The organism is Aureivirga marina (genome assembly GCF_015767265.1).
Taxonomy (GTDB): Bacteria; Bacteroidota; Bacteroidia; order Flavobacteriales; family Flavobacteriaceae; genus Aureivirga; species Aureivirga marina.
This window is the reverse complement of sequence record NZ_JADPIB010000004.1, coordinates 378,456-401,106: the sequence shown is the minus strand read 5'-3', so window position 1 is coordinate 401,106 and position 22,651 is coordinate 378,456. Positions and strand designations below refer to the sequence as shown.

Annotated in this window: 18 protein-coding genes; 6 read left to right on the top strand and 12 right to left on the bottom strand. The window is 27.8% G+C overall.

Annotated features, from left to right (window positions below; translation table 11 throughout):
* Positions 1–2: 2 nt before the first annotated feature.
* The 3 genes from I1A51_RS10840 to I1A51_RS10830 are packed head-to-tail and all read right to left on the bottom strand — an operon-like array spanning position 3 to position 5,648.
* Positions 3–1,571 (bottom strand): DUF6850 family outer membrane beta-barrel protein, encoded by a 1,569-nt coding sequence (locus I1A51_RS10840; RefSeq protein WP_196893786.1) that lies wholly within the window; start codon positions 1,569–1,571, stop codon positions 3–5.
* Positions 1,572–1,583: 12 nt separating this feature from the next.
* Complete coding sequence (locus tag I1A51_RS10835; protein ID WP_196893784.1) at positions 1,584–2,888, bottom strand: DUF4876 domain-containing protein; 1,305 nt, start codon at positions 2,886–2,888, stop codon at positions 1,584–1,586.
* 21 nt (positions 2,889–2,909) lie between these two features.
* Entirely contained in the window at positions 2,910–5,648 is a 2,739-nt protein-coding gene (locus I1A51_RS10830; RefSeq protein WP_196893782.1) for a TonB-dependent receptor plug domain-containing protein, read from the bottom strand.
* A 466-nt stretch (positions 5,649–6,114) separates the two neighbouring features.
* On the opposite strand from I1A51_RS10830, the gene I1A51_RS10825 reads away from it, so the two are divergent.
* Together I1A51_RS10825 and I1A51_RS10820 are read left to right on the top strand one after the other, a co-directional pair.
* Positions 6,115–6,720 carry a hypothetical protein gene (locus I1A51_RS10825; RefSeq protein WP_196893780.1) on the top strand — a complete coding sequence of 202 codons (606 nt, stop codon included), beginning with the start codon at positions 6,115–6,117 and terminating at the stop codon, positions 6,718–6,720.
* Between the two features lie 174 nt (positions 6,721–6,894).
* Positions 6,895–8,403 carry a malate:quinone oxidoreductase gene (locus tag I1A51_RS10820; protein ID WP_196893778.1) on the top strand — a complete coding sequence of 503 codons (1,509 nt, stop codon included), beginning with the start codon at positions 6,895–6,897 and terminating at the stop codon, positions 8,401–8,403.
* Between the two features lie 35 nt (positions 8,404–8,438).
* On the opposite strand, the gene I1A51_RS10815 is transcribed toward I1A51_RS10820, so the two are convergent.
* The 3 genes from I1A51_RS10815 to I1A51_RS10805 form a co-directional block, all read right to left on the bottom strand.
* Positions 8,439–8,945, bottom strand: coding sequence for a hypothetical protein (locus I1A51_RS10815; protein WP_196893776.1), 507 nt, complete (start codon positions 8,943–8,945; stop codon positions 8,439–8,441).
* Between the two features lie 157 nt (positions 8,946–9,102).
* Positions 9,103–10,074, bottom strand: a complete 972-nt coding sequence (locus I1A51_RS10810; protein ID WP_196893775.1) for a hypothetical protein — start codon at positions 10,072–10,074, stop codon at positions 9,103–9,105.
* Positions 10,075–10,192: 118 nt separating this feature from the next.
* On the bottom strand, positions 10,193–12,037 hold the full coding sequence (locus I1A51_RS10805; protein WP_196893773.1) for a PLP-dependent aminotransferase family protein: 1,845 nt from the start codon (positions 12,035–12,037) through the stop codon (positions 10,193–10,195).
* 413 nt (positions 12,038–12,450) lie between these two features.
* Between I1A51_RS10805 and I1A51_RS10800 the strand changes: the two genes are divergently transcribed.
* From I1A51_RS10800 to I1A51_RS10785, 4 genes are all read left to right on the top strand, one after another.
* Entirely contained in the window at positions 12,451–12,660 is a 210-nt protein-coding gene (locus tag I1A51_RS10800) for a DUF2798 domain-containing protein (protein WP_196893771.1), read from the top strand.
* Positions 12,661–12,730: 70 nt separating this feature from the next.
* Positions 12,731–13,093 carry a YybH family protein gene (locus tag I1A51_RS10795; RefSeq protein ID WP_196893769.1) on the top strand — a complete coding sequence of 121 codons (363 nt, stop codon included), beginning with the start codon at positions 12,731–12,733 and terminating at the stop codon, positions 13,091–13,093.
* 125 nt (positions 13,094–13,218) lie between these two features.
* A complete protein-coding gene (locus tag I1A51_RS10790) occupies positions 13,219–14,094 on the top strand; it encodes a helix-turn-helix domain-containing protein (RefSeq protein WP_196893768.1) in 876 nt (291 codons plus the stop codon).
* A gap of 159 nt (positions 14,095–14,253) precedes the next feature.
* Positions 14,254–14,865 carry an NAD(P)H-dependent oxidoreductase gene (locus tag I1A51_RS10785; protein ID WP_196893766.1) on the top strand — a complete coding sequence of 204 codons (612 nt, stop codon included), beginning with the start codon at positions 14,254–14,256 and terminating at the stop codon, positions 14,863–14,865.
* Between the two features lie 99 nt (positions 14,866–14,964).
* Here the strand turns inward: I1A51_RS10785 and I1A51_RS10780 are convergent, their stop codons facing one another.
* The 6 genes from I1A51_RS10780 to I1A51_RS10755 form a co-directional block, all read right to left on the bottom strand.
* A complete protein-coding gene (locus tag I1A51_RS10780; protein WP_196893764.1) occupies positions 14,965–15,192 on the bottom strand; it encodes a hypothetical protein in 228 nt (75 codons plus the stop codon).
* Positions 15,193–15,365: 173 nt separating this feature from the next.
* Positions 15,366–16,208: a GIY-YIG nuclease family protein gene (locus I1A51_RS10775; RefSeq protein WP_196893763.1), complete on the bottom strand. Its 843-nt coding sequence runs from the start codon at positions 16,206–16,208 to the stop codon at positions 15,366–15,368.
* A 32-nt stretch (positions 16,209–16,240) separates the two neighbouring features.
* Positions 16,241–19,450, bottom strand: coding sequence for a type I restriction endonuclease subunit R (locus I1A51_RS10770; RefSeq protein ID WP_196893761.1), 3,210 nt, complete (start codon positions 19,448–19,450; stop codon positions 16,241–16,243).
* A 12-nt stretch (positions 19,451–19,462) separates the two neighbouring features.
* On the bottom strand, positions 19,463–20,488 hold the full coding sequence (locus tag I1A51_RS10765) for a PIN domain-containing protein (protein ID WP_196893759.1): 1,026 nt from the start codon (positions 20,486–20,488) through the stop codon (positions 19,463–19,465).
* A gap of 231 nt (positions 20,489–20,719) precedes the next feature.
* Entirely contained in the window at positions 20,720–21,319 is a 600-nt protein-coding gene (locus tag I1A51_RS10760) for an NYN domain-containing protein (RefSeq protein ID WP_196893758.1), read from the bottom strand.
* Between the two features lie 124 nt (positions 21,320–21,443).
* Positions 21,444–22,646 (bottom strand): restriction endonuclease subunit S, encoded by a 1,203-nt coding sequence (locus tag I1A51_RS10755; protein ID WP_196893756.1) that lies wholly within the window; start codon positions 22,644–22,646, stop codon positions 21,444–21,446.
* Between the last annotated feature and the right edge of the window lie 5 nt (positions 22,647–22,651).

Genomic DNA, 22,651 nt, shown 5'->3' with positions numbered 1-22,651 from the left:
TTCTAATAATTTAAAGTAATTCCTCCGTTAATAAATAAGTTATTATTGTTAGTAGCAGTATTTTCTCCATATTTCGTTTCTTCATCAATGATTAAAACATTTGAAATAGAAGAGAAAATTTGTAATGTTTTTTTGTTTTCTAATTTGATTTTATAAGTTAAATCAATTCCCAATTTTAACTTTGAACTTGCATCAAAATTTTGATCAGGAAGTACAACATTTTCTATAAAGTCATTTAAATTATTCGGAACTAAAAGAGTTTCTTCAATTGGTTGATAAAAAGTTCCATGCAATCCAATATTTCCAATCGTCTTTTCAGTGAATTGAAAATCTTTATCTCCTGAAATAATAAAAGAAATCGCATCTATTTTCTTATGAACTTGTGCTAAAAAATCACTTGCTTTAAAAGTATTGTAAACAAATCCTGTTTTTAGATGGTATTTTGCAATTGCTTTTTCTTCTTTTAAAATTTCTCCAAATAGCGAAAACTTCTGTGCTTCTTGCTTAAAATTCTGTCCATTTGGTGAAACAAAACTATAATTATCACCAGTAGAAGTTTGAAAATCTGTTGTAATAGTATATTTTTTAGCATCTTTTTGTGTAAAAAACATCGCATTATATTTATGTGAAATCACACGATATTGGACAAGTCTCTCACCTTCTCTGGTTTTATTATTTGTATTATGAAGATTTTCTAGATTCTTTTCATAATTATAAGAAATATTTATAAATCCATTTTCTAAAGCGTAATTATATCCAAATCCATATTTTTCATCATTTTGAATATAATAAACATTTTCGCCTGGATCTGAGCTATTTCCACCATCAGGACTTGGATCTTTTATCACTCTTCCATATCCGATTGAAAATAACAATACAGAAACTGGATCTGCTAAATCTTTATTTACATATGCGATATCAACTTCTTGTGTTTTCTTTCCTAAACCAAAATTACTGTATAATGTATGTTTTTGATATTGATAACCAAACTGAATGTTTCCTCCGTAGTTTAACAATTTGATTTCTGGTCTAGGATCAATTTTTCTAAAGAATTTTTCTGTGTTATAATATACTATTGCAGCAACAGAAAATTTTTGAAATATTTTTGTAGAAATTCCTCCTTTTAATCTATAATGCTGGTTTTCCCAATCTCCTTTTTTTGGACTAAAATAGTAATTTGGCGATAGTAACATTCGATTGTTTGATCTTTCCGAAGTTAAATTATAAGAAAGATTTTTCTCAAAAGATTTTTCAGCTACAATATCACCAAATAGTAAAATGTTGTTTTTGGTTTTGTAAATTCCGTTGGTATTAAAACCGACAATAGTAGTTTGTTCCGCAGTTTGCGTTCGTTTGAAATTTAATTTATCATACTTTGCAAAAATGCTTGTTTGGGTAAAATTTTGTAAAGGAAGCTCCTGAATAACCACTGGAGCTTCCCATAATTTTTGTTTAAAAACAATATAAAAAGGAGATTCATTTAGTAAAATAGAATCTTTTGGTTCATGTTGTGCAAAAACACCAGAACTAAATAACATTACAATAAATAACCAAATTATATTCGTTTTCATTTTGTATAAATTTTATTGTGCAAAACCTTTAGGAGTCGCAACGTTTAATGTTGTAAAATCGTTTTCAGAATTGTTTGTATCTTCTAAAACTACTCTTGAACCAATCGTTGTTTTTGTTTTTCTAATTACAGATTGCGAAGAGAATTTACCAAGTGGAACATGAATGTTTGAAGCATCTAATTCTGATGGTAATTTTTTAGGTGTACTTAAATCTTCTCTTGTAATATCAACTGCATCAATAATTACATTATTAGGAATTTGCATATAAGCAGGTTCTTTTGTTTCCGCTTCTTTAGGGGATCTAAATAAAGGGAAAGAAGCAACATCAGCATCTGTTCTGAAAATTGCAAAACCATCACGACCATTTGTATCAAAAACCATATCTTTTCCAGCTCTAAAATATGTCACTTCCATATCGGCAGCTCCTGTTTGAATATCTGAAGGATAATCATCTCCAATAAATACTTCAAAATCAGCTCCGCTTAAATCAACAGTTAATTCTGGACTTGTAATTTCTACAGTATTTCCGGCATTATCTGTATAATTTGCTTTATGATTTACAGCCGTTTGCGCAATTACAATACTTTCTCCTGGTTGAATTGGATATTGTTCGCCGTTTCCTGGAACTTTATATACAAAGTCCGCATAGATATAATCTGTGTTTGCTTCATTTCCTAGAGTCATTCCGATTGATTTTGACCAATCAAATTGTCCATTAGAAAGTGTATAATCTTTCACTGTCATCGAAGTATTCCCGAATAATTGAGCAATGTATAATCCATCTGCATAAATTACTTCATTAGAATTGTTATGAATTTCAATAAATTGATCACGAAAAGAAGCTCCATCAGCAACATGAGAACCAGCATAATAAATTTGCTTGATTAATAAATCTCCTACTTTTGCAGTTTTTAATTCTACAGCTGTTGTAGTTACATTTTCATTAATCACAACATTTCCTTGTGAAGCATTAAAATTTGTTTCATCTTGGTTAGAATCATATCCAAATGTTTGTTCAAATGTTTCTTTAGTAAAAGCAATAGAAGCTGTTAAACTATAAGTTCCTGGATTGATTTCTTCAAATAAAGCTATTCCCTGTGCATTACTTGTTACAGTATAAACTTGAGAAGAATTCGTTTCTGTTAAAGTCACAGAAACTCCTTCAGCTTGAATGTCTCCAAAACTTTCATTATAACTTAAATCAACTGTAAAATCAATTGGCTGCACAACATTTTGCCCACCAAAATCATCATCTTTACTACATCCTACAACAAAAAGAAGGATAACTAAATTAGATAGAAATAAGATTTTTTTCATTTGTATTTGGTATTTTTATATTTAAAATTGGTAACTTATTTTACTTCCAAAAGACAATTGTGTTAATTCAATATTATTTTTATCACCATCTTCATCAATATAAGTTGACTGTAAATTCAACACATTGTTTACATAAAAATCAAATCGGAATCCATTCAAGAAATCTTTTGAAATTCTCAAATGAAAATTGTGATAGATTTTCTTTAAATTATTTGCACTTGACGGTTTTGTATCAAAATCATCTGTTGGTCTAAAAATATCTCCATAAAGTGCTGTATTTGTTCTATCAGATTCAGGAATTTTAACTTCTTGTAAATCTTCATTTAAATACGCATGAGGATAAATATTTTTCCCTGAATTTTCTGTTTCGTCTATTAAGAAATGTTCTGAACGAAGTGAGACTAATAATCCTATTTTTGGTAAGTGATATGAAACATTCCCTCCCATTCGGAAAAGATTTGAAGTAGTCGTATTTCCATCAAAAACTCCCCAACGTTTTTTTGAATTTACAGGATTATTAAATTGTGTGCTTGTGATGTATTCTTTAGCATTACTTTTACTTTGTGTTTGAACGAAAGATCCATTCATTGAAAAATTTAAACCTAAAGAAGAAATCTTTTTAAAATTCATGATAAATTCAATTCCTTTATCATTTGACTCGTAACCATTAATTTGTCTCGAGCTTTGATAATAAGTATTCGTTGTTCCAGAAACAGAATATGTATAAGGAATTGTTGTTCTGTCCACTTCAACAGTTGGTAATTCAAAAGGAACAAAGAATGTTTGTGTTGTAAATCCGTCGTATAAATTATTGTAATAAGCAGTAATTCCAAGATTTGCAAAAGGAAATTTATAATCAAATCCTATTTCACTTCTAAAACTTTTTGAAGGTTTTAAGTTTAAATTATTACCTTCAATTACATCTGTATATAACAAAGAGAATAATTGTCCATTTGGCATTTGTTCAATTCCTGTAAAGTCATTTGAATTTGGTGTCAAATTTAAAATTCGGTCATAATATCTTGCTCCTGTATATAACATATTTAAAGAAGGTGCTTTTGAAGTATATCCAAATCCACCACGAATTTTCAATTTTCCTAATCGTAATGAAGAGTTAAATCTTGGTGATAATGTAGAAGCATTATTTTGCAAATCATAGCGCAAACCTGCTGTTAGATTTAAAATTGTTTTATTCCAAACTTTTGTAATATTATCTTGGAAATACAATCCATATTGAATATTCGCTTGTACATTTTCATTAAAATTAAAAGGTCTAAATCCTTTTCCACTTCCACTCCCATTAGTTCCGATTGAAAAAAGAGTATTATATGAATCTGGAGAAGCCAATCTTCCTTTTCCGATATTATCAGAATAACGAAATGAATTTCCTAACATCAAACGATGTTTCCATCCATTTTCTAAATTAAATGTTTTGTTCATGCTAAAATCAAAGAAAGCACTAATTGGTTTTCCGTCAATTTCAGAAATTTGTCTGTATTGTTTTGGTGAAAATTCTGGAATTGAAATTCCTGATTCTTTACTTACAGGAATAATATCCGAAGAATTATTGATAATTCTAGAATTATGAGAAAATTGCTCTGCATAACTGAAATTAGCATTTAAAGAAATATTATCAATCAATCTATTATTTACAAACCATCTTAAATTATTGGAAATAGAAATTCCTTTTGAATCATTACTAATCAGTTTTTCATATACATCATCTGGATCTGTTTCTGCTTTATCCTCTTTAAAACTATAGTTTAATTTTAATGTATTTAAAAGCGATTTTTTACGATTTGCTGTACTCCAAACCAAACCAAAATTATAGCGATTAAATTTATTCAAACGATCTCTTGGATCTGTATTGGAATTTAAATAATTCACATTTACATTTAAATGCCCAATTCTTTCATTTATTAAAAAACCTTTTGAAAAATCATATTGTGTGGTTCCATCTCTTAAAGAAACAGACATTCTATATGGTGTTTTTCCCGCCTTTGTTTCAATCTTTACAATTCCAGAAGTTAAATCTCCATATTTTACTGAAGGAACTCCTTGAATTACTTCAATTTTTTCAATTGTTGAAGTTGGAATTTCTCTTAAATCAACACCATAATTAGCATTGGTTGAAGAATTATTATTCACTAAAAATCCTGCATATCTAGTTTGAAAAACCTCAGAACTATTTGGTGCATAAGATTGTAAATTTTCATTGTTTGAAATAGGAATATCATCAACAATTATCGCTGTTCCAAAAGCTTTATTGCCATAAGCATCACTGTCAATACTATCATCTATATTCGCAGTTCGAAAAACAATATTTTTAAATCCATTTAATTCTAAATTTGAAACGGATTGTCCTGGTAATTGTTCTAAAACTTCATCTAAAGAAAACGCCTGTACTTGTGCAATTGCTTCTTTTCGTAATGTAACTTCTGAGTATTTTTTATGACTTGCTTGAATATTTACAACATTTAAACGAAGTGTATTTTCTTTTAAAACAACAATTACAGGTTCTTTAATTGTAGCAATATTATAAGTAATTGTTTGTGCTTTTTTTCCAATATAAGAATATGTAATTTGGAAAGTTTTTACATTTTTTGGAATCGTTAAGACAAAACTTCCATCCTCTTTTGAATTTGTCCAAGCATTTGATGATTCGTTGTAAATATATACTGAAGACAATCCTTCTTTTGCTTCATTATATACAAATCCTTTAAAAGTAGTTTGACTAAAAACGATAGTCGAAACTAACATAAAAATACTATAGATTAAAAATTTTGGCACGCTTATATCTTGTTTTACAAGGCGCAAATCTAATTTAAATACAATCTAAATAAAAATAATTTAACAATTTTATTTAGAAGCTTTCTTAATAATATTTTTAAAAATATGTAAAAGAATGTATTTTTAGCTGAGATTAAAACAATAAAAGAGCTATTTATCTTAATATATCTCAGTTTAAAGTATCATAAATTTTATTTATTAAAAAAGTGAAAAAATCTATTTAACAATTTTATGAGAATTTTAAAACTTTCTCTAAAAGAAAATTCAAAACCTAACATGCTATTTCTTAACAATTTAAACTTTACATAATAATATGATTATTATTTTATTTTTTACATATTATTTTTCTTAATTTTTTTAATTATTTATCTTATTTTTATAAATACAAAAAACAAAATTTAAACATTTAAATAATAAAATCTAAAAAATTAACCTAATGAAAGAAGAGACGATTGATTCTTTTATACAATTTGCAGATGCACAGGCAAAGGAGAATTTAAAAAAAGTCGATTTAGAATTATACAACTTCTTATTACACGCAGCAGAAGAATTAGTAAAATTATCCGAATTTGAAAAAGAAAAAATCATCGCAATTTTAGAGAAAGTAAACGAAAAATCTAATAGCGTTCAAGATTCTAAAAAAATTACTGAAATCTATTTTTACGAAGGAGAATTCAGCAGAACTTCCAGAAATGTACAGCAAACTATTTTATATCTAACCAGTTTTTTCTTTAAAATTTTCATACATGACGATTTACTTTTATTGGAAGAATTAATTCTAAAAAACAAAGAACATAAAGGAAATCTGGCTCTAGAATTATATTTAAAAATTGGAAAAGACGAACCACACAACAAACGTGTTTTATATTTTATAAAAGAAAATTTAGATTACTTAACCGAAAATCAAATCAATCAGTCAATTTATACTTTTGTGCAAGAATATGAGAAAAATGAAATCATTGAAAAAATAATTATTGAAAGCGGTATTTTTGAGGAAAAAGAAGAAGAAAAGAAAAAAAGACCGTGGTGGAAATTTTGGTAAAAAAATGTTTTATTCATTTCATTTTTTCTTGATAAAAAAACAAACTAAAACATTAAAAGTCGGAGAATATTCTGACTTTTTCTGTTTTTCAATAAATCTAATTCTTTTAAAAAACAAACATATTTTTCCGTAAATTTATATAAAACACTGATTATCAATTAAAATAAATTTACAATGAAAGAAAAATCTGTACATGAAAATCAACAAATTAGAGATGTAGTTTTAATTGGTGGAGGAATCATGAGTGCAACTTTAGGTACATTTCTAAAACTTTTAGAACCAACTTGGAATATTGAAATTTTCGAACGTTTAGAAGATGTTGCTTTAGAAAGTTCGGATGCTTGGAATAATGCAGGAACAGGTCATTCTGGACTTTGTGAATTAAATTATACTCCAGAAAAAGAAGATGGAACTATTGATATTTCCAAAGCAATTGCAGTTGCAGAAAAATTTGAAGTTTCGAAACAGTTTTGGTCTTATTTAGTTAAAAATAAATGGATTTCTACTCCATCAGATTTTATAAATAGTAATCCTCATATGAGTTTTGTTTGGGGAACAGATAATTCAGAGTTTTTGAAAAAGCGATTTGAAACCATGAAACAAAATTGTTTGTTTGAAAATATGATCTTTTCAGAAGATAAAAAACAACTGGAAAAATGGTTTCCTTTAATTATGAATGGAAGACAAAATGGTGTAAAAGTCGCTGCTACAAAAAATGAAATTGGTACAGATGTAAATTTTGGAAGTTTGACGCGAAAACTTGTAAATCATTTGGTAAATAATGATGGTGTTGAACTTTCTTTAAAACATGAAGTTTTGCATTTACATCAGCACAAAGACGGGCTTTGGGAAGTGGATGCAAGAAATCTTGAAAATAGAACACATAAAAAAGTTTTAGCAAAATTTGTATTTATTGGAGCTGGAGGTGGTGCTTTACCACTTTTGGAAAAATCACATATCAATGAAGGAAAAGGTTTTGGTGGTTTCCCTGTGAGTGGTGAATGGTTGCGTTGTACAAATAAAGAAGTGATTCAAAAACATCATGCAAAAGTCTACGGTTTGGCTTCTGTTGGCTCTCCTCCTATGTCTGTTCCACATTTAGATACTAGAATAATTGATGGTGAAAAAGCTTTACTTTTTGGTCCTTATGCAGGTTTTAGCACAAAATTCTTGAAAAAAGGTTCGTTTTGGGATTTGCCTTCTTCTATTCAATTTGATAATATCATGTCGATTATTGGAGCTGGTTTACATAATGTTGCTTTGACAGAATATTTAATTAAACAAGTTCGACAAACTCCAGAAGATCGTTTTAAAGCTTTGTTGGAATATGTTCCTGAAGCAAAAATGGAAGATTGGGAGTTGGTAATGGCTGGACAACGTGTACAAATTATTAAAAAAGATTCAAAGCAAGGTGGAATTTTAGAGTTTGGAACTGAAGTTGTACATCATGATGATAAAACAATTGCTGCTCTTCTGGGAGCTTCTCCTGGAGCATCTACTTCTGTTTCTATTATTTTGGAAGTTATTCAGACTTGTTTTGATGAAAAAATGAAAACAGAAGCTTGGCAAAAAAAGATGAAAGAAATGATTCCAACTTTTGGTCAAAAACTTTCAGAAAACAAAAAACTTTGTCATGAAACTAGAAAAAGAACACATAAAATTTTGAAATTACATGCAATTTAAAATAAAAAACGCACTTTTAAACAGTGCGTTTTTTATTAATCTTTTATTTCTAAATAATTCACTTTTATTTTATAATTAATTGTATCCAAACTAATTTTCCCAAATTTTAAATGTGTAGAATCAAGTTTTGTATTTAAAGGAATTTGAAAAGAAAGTCTAAAAGTATAATCGGGTAAAAATCCATCATAAGAATATTTATAAGAAATATCTTCAGCTTCCTTTTGAATTTTTGGAAAGCCTTTATTTCTTTTAATTATTTCTTCATATTCTTCTAAAATCAATTTTTGTGCGCTTAAACTATATGGATATTTTTCTATATTTTTTTGAATTTTAGATTCAATTGAATTAATCATAATTCTTTTATCTGATGTAATTCTATGTATAATATCAGTAGAATAACTATAATAAAATTTACTCGAAATTAATAAAGTCAAAATAATTAAAAATATATTTTTCTTTCGTTTTGAATTAATTTTAAATGTTTTAAACCAATAAGTTGCAATCCATAAAAAGAATAAACTAATTAAAGAAATTCCAATCATTTTTAAAAATTCAAATAATTCTGAAAAACCTGAGCTCAATTTAAGTGTTAATGAATCTAATGATAGATAAAACAAAAAAAAGAGAATTATAAAATTGATAAAAACAATTAATAAATATTTAAATGATTTTTTGAATGTGTCTAATATAAATTTCATTTCAATTTTCTAAAGGTATTCCTTTATTTTTACAATACGTTTCAATTTCTGAGTCTTTAATAAAAAAGGAATCACAAAATTCTTCTAGTTCTTTTTTTGTAGAACTATAATATCTTTCTTGGGCAGTTAAAAGTCTATCTGTTTGTTCTATAAACTGTTCAAAATCTTTATTTATTTCACATAACTTATTTATCGTTTTAAAATCCAAAGCTCTATAATCAGCAGGATATAAAACTTTACTTTGATATGGATTCGCATTTAATTCTATAATACCTATTCCAAAAGATTGATTTAACCTCTCCATTTCGTCTATTAAACTATTATCTATTTCAAAAGCTACCAAATAACCATAATTTGCCCAACTTGAATTTGAAACGGCTTGAAAATAAGCTTTTTTTAAATCTGAATCTGTATTTATCTCCTTCTTTAATTCATATGAGTTAATTTTAAATGAATCAACTCTATTTATCGATTTTAAAAAATTCTTACTTATTCTGTTTTTTAAATCTAAGAATGAAACACCAATCATATCAGGATGTGTCCAAATTTGATTTGAATCTTTTCCATTTTTGGACTTTTCATGGTAAATCGTTTTGGAAAAAATATTTTTGTTTTTTAAATAACTGCTCAAAAGTTTATGTAAATCACGTTCTTCATAACTTTTATCATTTTCCAAAAAAATATTTTCTTTAGTTATTTTGGAAGATTGGATTTTCAAAATCTCTTTTTCTAATTTCTCTTCGTTTTTAGCTAAATAATATAAATACTTTCCTTTTGTTTTTTCTTTTATTCTTTTTACACGAACATCTCCATTTCGAATAAAATCTCCCAATTGCGCTGAAACTATAGATTGTGGGTTTTTGGCACCAAATTTATAATATTTTTTATCTATAATATGATTATAGATTTCCTTATAATTTGTTAAATAATTTATATCTTCTAAACTTTTTAAGATAGATTCTTTTATTGTCATTATTTTTCATGATTTTCAACAAATATATTAAAACAAAAAAACAGCATCCAAATGAATACTGCTTTTCAAATATTATTTTGACTTCGACTTCGCTCAGTCACCCAAACTTTCTATTTAATTAAAGTCCTTTTACAAAATCTAAAAACACCTTTTTGTGTAAATCTAAATCCATGTTTCCTGAAAGTGCAACACGAACGATATAATCCTTATCTCCTTCTTTTGTTGTTCCTTGCGTAGAAGTTGCAGGAATTGTCCAATAACAACCTTTTAATTGCCCATAACTCACACAGAATTTACTTTCACTTGGAATTTCTGAAATCATCATATTGATTAATTTCAAGTTTAATTCTCTTTTGTAAGCTTCTTTTTCTTCTTCTGAATTTCCTTTTGTTGGTAAATCTAAAGAAAAAACAGAAGGTGTAAATCCTTGTGAAGCTAATTCTTCAGAAACGAAATTGATTTTTGCATCTGGTAAATTTTCTTCAATGAAAGTTACAAAATCACGAGTATACACATAAGCATCGTGAATTCTTTGGTTCATAGAAGGTAATTGTTTTGCAAGAATTTCCATTTGTAAATCTGTTGCTTCATTATCACATAAAAACAAATGTTTTTCAATTTTATCCATTAAAGAAGCTGCTTTTGTATTTGCAATACTATAACCAGCCGTGCAAAGTCCACCACTTGGAAATTTAGATCCACTTACATAAGCAATTGTTCTAACGGAAGAAAGAATATTAGCATCTCCTAAAAAATGAACATTTGGACAAAACGTTTGATCTAAAACAAACACAGGATCAATTGCAATCTCTCCATTTGCAGTTTTACGTTCTTTACTTAAAGCATCTTTTAATTTCTCTAAATTTGGAACTTCAACTCTTGGATTTGTTGGAATTTCAGCAATAATGTATGGAACAGCATCTTCTTCAGCGATTTTTTCTAAAACCACATCAATACTTTGCACCATATCTTTTCCTCCATCCACAGGTAAATCCATTACTTCAATATTTGGATTACAAGCTGCAACTCTCCTCGCTTGATCATTCGTTCCTCCATAACAATTTGGTGGAACTACAAAACGAATTTTCTTTCCAGAATGATTTTCCATTGCATGATCCACAAGTCCCATCATAATTGCGTATTGAATCGAAAGTCCACTTGATCCAACAACAGCTTTTGAATTTGCAGTTGTAATTTCTTTAATTGAATTAATTACGGAAATTTTATTCGTTGCAAAATCGCTAACATTATTTTCAAAAGAAGAATTTCCAACTAAAATATTTAAAACAGCCAATGTATTCGCTGGAGTCATTGCAATTGTTTCTCTTCTACGAACATGTTGAATTTCCGAAACATAAGTTGCGTTTTTCTCACCATTTGCTAAAAGAATACTTCCAAATTGTGGATATGTATTAATTAGAAAATCAACCGATTTAGGCAAATTAAAATTAGAAACAGTTTCTTGTTGCGTAATGAAAATCGTACTTCCATCAAAAGTTGGAATTTCCTCGATAGAATTCACTTTTTGCAATTCAAAATCATATCCATAAACATTTTTTACAACTTCCGCATCAAAGGTTTCAGGTAATTCATTTGTATAAGCAATTAAAGTATTTTTCTTTTCAAAAAGATTTTTTCTTAAAACAGCCAAAACTGGAACTGTTTTAGAAGAAAAACTAATCACACTTTTTGAATCTAGATTATTTAATTTCGCAATTCCCCATTCTAAAACAGAAGACAACGGATGTCCTAAACGAATATAATCATACGCTGTAGGTAATTCACTTAAAATTGTTTTATCAAAATTATTTTCATTAAATAACTTCTCAAATTCTTCTAAAAATTCTGTTTTCGCTAATTTTTCATTATAAATATCAAGGCGATGTGTTGTTAATCTCACCCAATCATTTGGCATATTTTCTAACACATCTTTTATATAATTCAGTACTTTATTTTCCTGCATAATTTTTCAAATTTATCGTTTGCAAATATACGTTAATTAGAATTTTTCTAAAAAGGCATTAAACCATTTTATACTTTTAAAGCTATTGATTTTAATACATTTTTAACAAAATGATTCCATAAAATCATCATTCATTTTCATTTCATTCTTTTTGTTTTTCAACTTTATTTTTGACGAAAAAATATAAGATACTTTACTTTTTTTAAAGAAACATTTTATATCAGAATATTTCTAGATTTACAACCAATAATAAAATATCCAATTCATCTTCTTTTTTAGTATAAAAAGACTGAATTAGTTTCTGAAATTTAATTTCATCCTCCTTTAACTTACCTAAAAGTTAGTTACTTCATTTTTGTCTTTTTAATAACATTCTCTGAATTTTGTATAAAATCCTTTTAGTAAATTAGAGAATGTATTTTAAAAGAAAAGACATATTATTTTCCATTTTAACGAGCTTAATCATCACGTTTTATGTAAGTTTTTTAAGCGCTTTAATAAATGTTGGTTTAAACAAAGAATTCGTTTTTATCTGGCTACGTTCTTGGTTAATTTCTTTTATTCTAGTTTCTCTTTCTATTTATTATTTAGCACCAATTATTAGAAAAAAAGTGTATGATTAAATTAAAAACCCCAATTCAATTTACCCCAAAGAAAAACCTATTTATTTTAATCTTTTTAATCTCAAATTTTATGAATGCACAAGAAAATCCTACAATGCAACGATGGACAAAATTTTGGCATCATGCAGAAAAAGAAAATTTTAAAAATTTATACAGTCAAAATGCTGTTATTTTTCCACCAAATAAACCAACAATTCAAGGAAATAAAAAAATCCTAGATTTTATGAAAAATGGTATAGGAAAAGTTGATGTTTTATTTGAAAAAGAATTCTCTGAAATTAATAATAATCTAATTTTTGAATATGGCATTTTTAAAGATGTAGACATCCAAACAAAAGAAATTTTAGGAATCGGAAAATATTCTATCGTTTGGGTTTTAACCGATAATGAATGGAAAATTCTTAGTCATGTTTGGTCAATGCCTTTAAAATAATTTTAATGATGAAAAGCATGTCAAATGATGTGCTTTTTTTTAATCTATTTAAATATTATTTGGAAAGTAAAACTATTTCGCATTTCATTTGAAGCAAAAAATATTTTATTTCGTAATTTCGAAAAATGAAGAAAATAGAAAATATTGAAGATTTTAATTTATATTTTGGAATGCCTACTCCAATTTTTAAAGATATAAATGTTGGAAAATATGATACAATTAAAAACCAACGATTAGAATCTTCTCCTATTCATCCAAATATTTACAGAATTTCTTTAAAATATAAATTTATCAAACCTAATTTGGATTCTATAAATGGTGAAAAAGTAGGTTTTTGGCAATTATTTTTTTCAGCCCCTAAAACTGAATTATCATGGAAAATAGAAGAATCAGCTTCTGGATTTTATATCCATATTTCTCCCAAATTTTTAGAACATAATCAACATTTATCTTTTAATTTCCTTCATTATGGAATGCATGAAGCTTTATTTTTAACTCAAAGCGAAGAAAATAAATTGATTTCATTATTTAAGGAAGCTTTAAAAGAACACGAAAATCAAAATGGTTCTTTGGATGTTTTGATTGCTTATATCAATCTTATTTTCAGTTATATTCAACGTTTTTATCTTCGCCAATTTGGTTCACAAAATGAGAATTATCATCATTTAGTTGAATCATTTATTACTGAATTAAATCAATTTTATTCTAAAAATTCAGAAATTAAAGAATATCCTAATGTGCATTATTTTGCTAAAAAATTAAATGTTTCTACAAATTATTTAAGTGATATTGTCAAAGTAAACACCAAAAAAACAGCAAAAGAACACATCAATCAGCAAATTATAAAACAAGCGAAAAGACTTTTAGATGCACAACAACTTTCTATTTCTGAAATCGCATATTCTTTAGGATTTGAATACCCAAATTATTTCGCTAGATTTTTCAAAAAACAATTAGGCTTCACTCCTTCTCAATACAAAAAAACATTCATCAGTAAATAATATCTTTTTTCAAGTAAATAGTATCTATTTAAAAATACATTTCGATTCTACCTTTGTTTTAGCAAAAAATGTTATGTATTTCAGAATTTAAAATCAGTTAATAATATATTTTTTCATTCTGAAATTCACTTATAATCAAAAACAAATTAAAGAACAAAGATGGAAAATGTTTTAATAATAAATGCACACCAAAAATACCCATTTGCAGAAGGAAGATTAAATGCAAGTTTGGTTGAAAATGCAAAAGTTTTCTTTGAAAATAAAGGTCATTCTGTAAAAATTACGACAATGAATGATGAAATAAATGCAGAAGAAGAACTAGAAAAACATGTTTGGGCTGATCTAATTATCATTCAAACACCAACATATTGGATGGGTGTTCCATGGGCTTTTAAAAAATATATAGATGAAGTTTATTCTATGGGAACAATGGGAAAACTTTGTAAAAATGATGGTAGAACAAGTAAAAATCCAGAGAAAAATTATGGTACAGGAGGACAATTAAAAGGAACAAAATACATGCTTTCTATCACTTTTAATGCTCCAAAAGAAGCTTTTAACAATCCAGATGAATATTTATTTCAAGGAAAATCTGTAGACGATTTATTTTTTCCGTTGCATATGTCGCTTCGATTTTTTGCAATGGAAGCTTTACCAACTTTTGTTTGTTATGATGTTATTAAAAATCCTGAAATTCAAAAAGATTTTATTCGTCATGAGAATCATTTAAATGAACTGTTTACGAAATTGAATGTTTCATTCTCAAATTAAAAGTACAATTAGATAATTAAAATTGATTATTTATTTTAAATTATAAGAAAGTTATTTAAGCATATCTAATAGATGTGCTTTTTTATTATATAAATCTATTTAAACACCTCTAAACCAAATAAATAAAAACACAATTCCAATCAAAAAGACCAAAATCTTAATCCAATTCCCAACTCTTACATTCTTTCTTTTTTGTTTTTGATTATATATACTATTAAAAGGAATTTTACCAAATTTTAAAAAATAACGAAGCATCGCTCCTATCCACTCAGTTGCATTTAATTCATTATCTGCAATTGAATCAAAATTGTAGTTTTCTTTTTTCATAGTTTTTTAAAATTAATATTAGCATTTGTAATTATAGTTTTCTTCTAGAAGAAAATTAATTTTATAATCGTTATTTTATAAGAATAATGGTTTCAGAAAATTTCTAAATGATTTTAAATTTTATAAAATAGTAAGACATTGAAAAATTGATTCTGAGAAATTAATTCTTTTTCTTAATTCCTTTTGACAGCATCTAAAGTCTGTCCTTGTTTATTTACCCATTTTTTCCAGCCATTTGTCGCTCTTCCTATCACTACACCTCCTGCTGTACTTGGTGCATTAAAAATATAATCTTCTTGAAATTCCAAATAGTTTTCTTTTTCCTGTACTATTGCATTTTCAATCAGTTTGGCTCTCAATTTCAAAATATATTCATGACAAGAAGGCGTTGTGCTTTTAGATAATTGCGAACCTTTAAATACAATAAAACCATCATCTATTAGATCTCCTTCTGCCTGAATTCCTTTAGATTTTAAATAAAATAACTCTTTCGAAGTAAGTTCTTGTTTATCTATTTTATCATACACAGGGTAATTCAAAGTAGATAATAATATCTTTATCGTTTCAAAACTATCTAACAAATCAGCTTCCATAGATTCTGTCACAAAAGGCTTTGTAGGAACAACCATATTTTCTGTTCGATATCTATTTACTTCTTTTGCTTTTTGTATTGCAGTATGTTCCAAATATTTCACATGTGATTTTGTGAAAGCATTAATCTTCGAAACAATAACCACAGCATGTGTCCAAAACTCTTTTTTTCGATTGTGTTGTTTTAATCTTTCTAAGCAATCTTCTGCTTCGCCAATATATACTTGCGGTTTTAGAGTTTCTTCGGACACTCCGAATAAAAAATAAATCCCAACATTACTTAGTTCTTCTCTTGTAGAAATATATTCTAATTTATTCCTCGGCACCAAAACTGCTTTTACTACTCTATTCGTTATCTCGGCAATTTTTACACTTCTTGGCGAACCGTCTGGCAAAAATATTTGTATGGTTTGTGGTCTGTTCATTGGTGTTTATTTTTTTATAATCTTCTTCCTATTTAAAAACTAGTTTCAGATTTCGAAGAAAATAATTCAGCTAAATTCTCTCCTTGTGCCAATACTTTATCTGCTTCCAAACGTGCCAAATCAGGTGGATAACCATATCTCATTAAAATCTTTTTAACAGTTAATCTTAATTTTGCTCTTACATCCTCTCGTTTGCTCCAATCAACTGTTGCATTTTTTCTAATTACATCCACAATTGTATGAATCAATTCTTTCATTTTTACATCGTCCAGCATTTTTGTAGAATCATTTTGAGACAAAACACTATAAAAAGCATATTCTTCAGGAGTTAAACCCAAGCTTTCTGATTTTGCATCATCCAGTCTTATCTCCTTTGCTATGTCTGACAACTCTTTTAAAACTTGAGCAGAATCAATTTGATTATTATGATATCGCTTTACAACAGATTGTAGCATTTCAGAAAACTTTTTCCCTTGTGCTATGTTTTGAGTTTTTCGGATACTCACTTCATCACTCAATAATTTTTTAAGCAATTCAAAAGCAACATTTTTTTGTTGCATATTTTTAACTTCTAACAAAAACTCATCTGATAAAATCCCAATAGAAGGACTTTTTATTCCTGCTGCCTCGAATACATCTACGACACCATCACTCCCTATAGCATCATCTACAATTTGCTTTACTGCTGTTTCTACTTCAAAATCTGATTTTACACCTATACTTGTAAACTTATTAATTCGAGCTTTTATCGCCTGAAAAAATGCAATTCTATCTTTTAAAGTATTTGCTTCTTTACTTGGGATAGACATGGAAAATAATTGCGACAACAAAGTTACTTCTTTTAAAAATCGTTCTTTCAGTTTTTGATTTTCTAAAATAAAATTTTGAGCTCCTAAAAGAATTTGTAATTTTCTTGAAACATCGGATTGAAAGTAAGCTTGATAAGGATATCCATGAAACATTTGTTCTACAATTTCAAATTTCTCCAACATTCCAGCAATGGCTTCTTTTATATCTACAATAGGTTTTCCTTCACCTCCACTTTGTAGATATACACCCATTGCATCTCTCAAATCTTGGCCAATTCCAATGTAATCAACAATTAACCCTCCTGGTTTATCTTTATAAACACGATTAACTCTCGCAATAGCTTGCATTAAATTCGCACCTTTCATTTTTTTATCTACATAAATAGTATGCATACTTGGCGCATCAAATCCAGTAAGCCACATATCTCTTACAATAACTAATTTTAGTTCATCCTGAGTATCTTTCATTCTTGAAGCTAAATCTTTACGTTGTTGTTTGGTGGTATGATGTGGCTGAAATATTTCTGGATCATCTGAAGAACTTGTCATCACTACTTTCAATAAGCCTTTATCCAAATCATCATGATGCCATTCTGGTTTTAGTTTGATGATTTCTTTATATAACCTCACACATATAGTTCGGGTCATACCTACAATCATTGCCTTTCCTTCAAAATGCTCTTGTCTTGCTTCAAAGTGCATTACAATATCTTTAGCAACATCCTTTATTCGATCTGGATGCCCAACTACTGCATCAATAGAAGCAGTTCGTTTTTTCGCTTTTTCTAATTGTTCTTCTGTAGCTCCTTCAATATATTGGATTTCTTCGTCAATCTTATTCACGATTTCTTGGTCTAATTTTATTTTAACCAAACGTGATTCATAACTTATAGGTACTGTAGCGCCATCATCTACTGCTTGTTTAATGTCATACACATCAATATAATCTCCAAAAACAGCTAAGGTAGATTTGTCTTCTTTTTCTATGGGTGTTCCTGTAAATCCAATGTAAGAAGCATTGGGCAAAGCATCTCTTAAGTATTTTGCATTTCCATAGCGTAACTCCGAACCTGTTATTTCGTCTTGCTCATTTTTCAATTCCACTACTTTTCCTTGAAAACCATATTGACTTCGATGTGCTTCATCTGCAACTACTACAATATTAGTTCGTTCAGATAAAGTATCGAAAACATTTCCTTCTTCTGGATTAAATTTTTGAATGGTTGTAAAAATCACACCTCCCCCAGAAATCCGAAGTAATTCTTTTAAATGTGCTCTACTATTTGCCTGTACAGGTGTTTGTCTTAATAAATCAATGCAATTTCCAAAAGTTCCAAATAATTGATCATCCAAATCATTTCGATCTGTAATAATAATGATAGTTGGGTTCTTCATTTGTGGATTCGCTATTATTTGACCACTATAAAAAACCATCGATAATGATTTTCCACTTCCTTGTGTATGCCAAACAACACCTACTTTCCTATCTCCCTCTTTGTCATCTGTTGCTCTTAAAGTTTGCTTCACCGCTTTTTGCACTGCGTAATATTGATGATAAGCTGCTACTTTTTTAATTTTCGCAATCGAAATAAGTCCTGTTACCTCATCTTTCTTTTCTTCTTGTTCAAATACAGTACAGTATCGTATTAATTTTAATAAAACGGCAGGATTTAGCATCTCTTTTGTCATGACTTGCAATTCTGTCAAACCATAAGTCGCATCAGCTTCAGCAACATTTTGAAGCTCTTGCTCGTTTATTGTAAGCGCAGATAATTGTTTATCAACAGGTGCTTGCCATGGCAGATACCTAGAAAACGGTGCCGAAACACTAGAAGTTCGAGCATCAATTCCGTCAGAAATAACACATAATGCATTATAATAAAATATAGAAGCTACCGATGCTTTATAATTTTGAATCTGTGTATAAGCTTTCTTTAAAGTTGCTTTTTCATCTGTAGCACTTTTTAACTCTATAAAAACCAAAGGAATTCCATTGATATACAATACGACATCAAATCTTTTTTCTTGATTATTTTCTTTTACAAGCAATTGATTTACTACCCAAAACCTATTATTTTCTGGTTGCTCTATATCTAATAATTTTACTTGAATTCCTTTTTCATTACCATTTTCTATATAATCTACAGGTACACCTTCGCTAAGATAATTATGAAACTTCTCATTATTCTCCATCAAATCTTGGGTACCCAAATTTGCTATTTTAGCATAAGCCTCATGAATAAATGATGTTTCTAAATTCGGATTGATTTTTAATAGAGCTTCTTTGCATTGTGTTTCTAACAATACCTCTTCATAGCTTTTTCTTTCTGCTGGATTGTTATTTGGGCTTAATTCTTTTCCTGAAACATAAGTATACCCTAATCGTTCTAATTGTTGTATAAATGAAAACTCTATTGTAGTTTCGTCTATCATTCTGTATTTAATTTAAACTATTTTAATTTCAAAAATGGAACTTAAACGTTCTCTTAAATCATCTTTAATTTGATTTTTACAAACATCATAAAGTTTCCCTATCAACTCTTTTACATCCTCATCATCAATAATCCATGCAATTTGAGTATTATCTATAGATGCTTGTAATATCCTTATCATATTTTCAAGTGACAAAAAATGTAAACCTTCATTATTTAAAAGTCCGACATAATGGTGAGTATTTTCAAAGTTTGATGAATTTATTAACTTGTCAATATATATTCTTACTTTTTCTTTTTTTATACTTTCAATAATTTCTCCACTATCAACTATTAATAAAAATTCATCATCTTCTTTATTTACTTGCACTACTTTGTCGTCGTTGATATTTAAATAATATCCTTTGACAAATATTAATTTTACTTCACAATTCAAATATTCAGCTACTTGAGATATAAAATATTCATTATCAAATTGATCAGATCTCATCTTTAAAAATTCATCATAATTTTCAATTATTTTAATTTCTATGTGTTTATCTAACGCTTCTTTTAATCGGATATCTTTAACACAAACAAAAATTTCATTACTAGAATGATTCTTTAAATATTCTAAAATTGAAAAATATATAACCGCATCCTTAAACCCTTTATCTGTATTATCTTTAGATTCAAATGGTGGTAATTTCTTTATTGCTAATTGAGTCATTTCATTCAACACACTTGTATCATTAATTTCTATTGAAGTAAAAGGTATTTCTTCTTCTGACTCAAGTTTATGAATATAATTATCTATATCGAATTCTTTAGCACTATTAGGATCTATCCCCAATAGTTTACTATAAGAGTTACTTAAAAACTTATCTTTTTCTTCTCTTAATTTTTTCTTTTTTTGTCTTTTAACTTCCTCTAAAACAATTTTTGGAATTATAATATCTGCATGTTTTAAAAACTTATGCAGATCGCTTCGTCCTCCTAAAAAATGATTGATATCAGTATTACGTATGGTATTAGTATCAAATATTATTTTCTCTTTCATTTAATTATTTGTCAAAACAAACTCAAGCTCATCACACAACACCCTCCAAACATCTATTAGCTTACATATGTTTATATTTTTATCGTTATTTTCTTTTGTACTCGTAAAATCATGCTTGTATTTTCTTTAAATTATTCTTGTAAAGTATTTATTAGGAGAATTAAAATTTGGTCTTTTTTTTATTTGAATTCTAAGCATCTAGTTTAGAAAACATTTTTAAATCCCTATTCCCTACCATACCGACGGCTTTTTTATGTTATGCCCATTTTGCAATGTTATTTTTAAAGGAAATTGTGATTGACTTATTTTACCTCTTCCCAAGTTCATAGAAAAATCAGCTGCATTTTTAACACTATTATTATGTCTATTAGGCGGAAAAACAACAAAAACTTTTTTACTAAACAATTGTTGTACAGATTTAATAGGTGGTATCAAATCACTATCACCCGAAATTAAAATAGCAACATCGTATATATCTTTATATGCTCCTTTAACCATTTCCATTGCAATATTTACATCTGTCATTTTTTCTTCATTGGTTGTCCATGTATGACCACACCTTTTACAGCTTTTTGGCTTTGATTTATAATGCCCATAAATTATGGAAGCCTGTGTATTTTTTATTGCCGATAAATAAATACTTTGTCGTTGTTCTTTAGATGGATTATTTCCAATTCTAGCTGTAAAATAATTAACAGCAACAAGAGTTTGATTTGGTTTTAATAAATTTTCACTTAGTAAGTATACATCCAACCATTTTAATGTTGGACATTTAGAATTTAAACCAAAATATAGATTAAAACCATCTATAAAAACAGCGACTTTTTCCATTTTATTTTTATTTTTTTTGCAATGTAATATTTTTATTATAAATTTGTACCACAAGAACATCTCAAAAGCCAACCGCTTTTGACCTACGCAGCTAATAAGCTGCGTTTATTTTTTATATAAATTCCTACTCCACCGCCTTCAAAGCATCCGCCACTCTTAACTCTCCACTCATCAACTTCGGCAAAAGCGTTTCTCTAGTTTTGGTTAGGGTTTGGATTTGTTGATGATTATTATTTTGTTTGGTTATATTTAATTCATATAACTTTTCAAATTCATTTTGAATTTCTTCAGGCGGCAAGATAAACTCATAGTTTAATAAAGAATTAATTTGCATATTTGGCTGAGTGGAAGTACCATATGAGATAGAGTCAATATGTTTTTTAAACCTATCGGAAGTAATAATCATATTTAAAACAGAATAATTACTTTTTTCGTTAGTTCTCAATCTAATTAATCCATTATTAAATACTGCATTTAAATTCTCCTGAACAAAATAATTCACACCTATAGAGTTTCCTGTTCTAGCAATCAAAATATCACCTTTCATAAGCTTAAATTTCTCAAAATTCTTCTTTTCTACAATAGTATTTCCCCATTTATTAAAGTATTTTTTTTGAGAAGCGTCTTGAATTCTAAAACATTTGATTCCTGTTTCTTCATCAACAATCGGAGCTCTTTTTATAGCATCTAAACCTGTATTAGCTGTTTTTATTATATCTTTTAAAGTCCCAACATGCCATCCCTCAGGCAATACATCTCCAATCTGATATTTCCCAAACCATTCCTTAAAAATAGTTTGCGCCATAGTTTCTAAGGTTTTGTTTTGTTCTTGGAGTAAAGAGATTTTGTTGTCGAAGGAAGTGAGGATTTGAACTAAAGAATCTTGTTCTAAAATATTTTTAGGAATTTCTAAAATTACATCATTTAACACACTTGTAGTTAAACTTGGAACAGCTGAACCAACATTTAAATCTGCTAAATTTAAAGTCTTTAATTTATAGAATAAGTATTTTGGGTTAATTTTCGTTTCATCAATTTCGGTATAAAATAAAGTATCTACTGTCCAAAAAGGCTTATTTATAAAAAATAAATTTGACAAAGTACCTTTTCGTGGTATAAGAACAGATGGTTTGTCATATAATATTTTATTAACATTTCTCATTACTCCACCAGAACCATAACAAGGAAAATTACCATCTTCTAATTTCTTATGATCTTTACCGTACTTTATTTTACAAACCTCCCCAAGCGTAGTCTCCACCCACCCTTCAGGAATATCATTTATCATTTTTGTTTTATTTGCTGCTATTTGTGCTTCTAAATTCATTCATT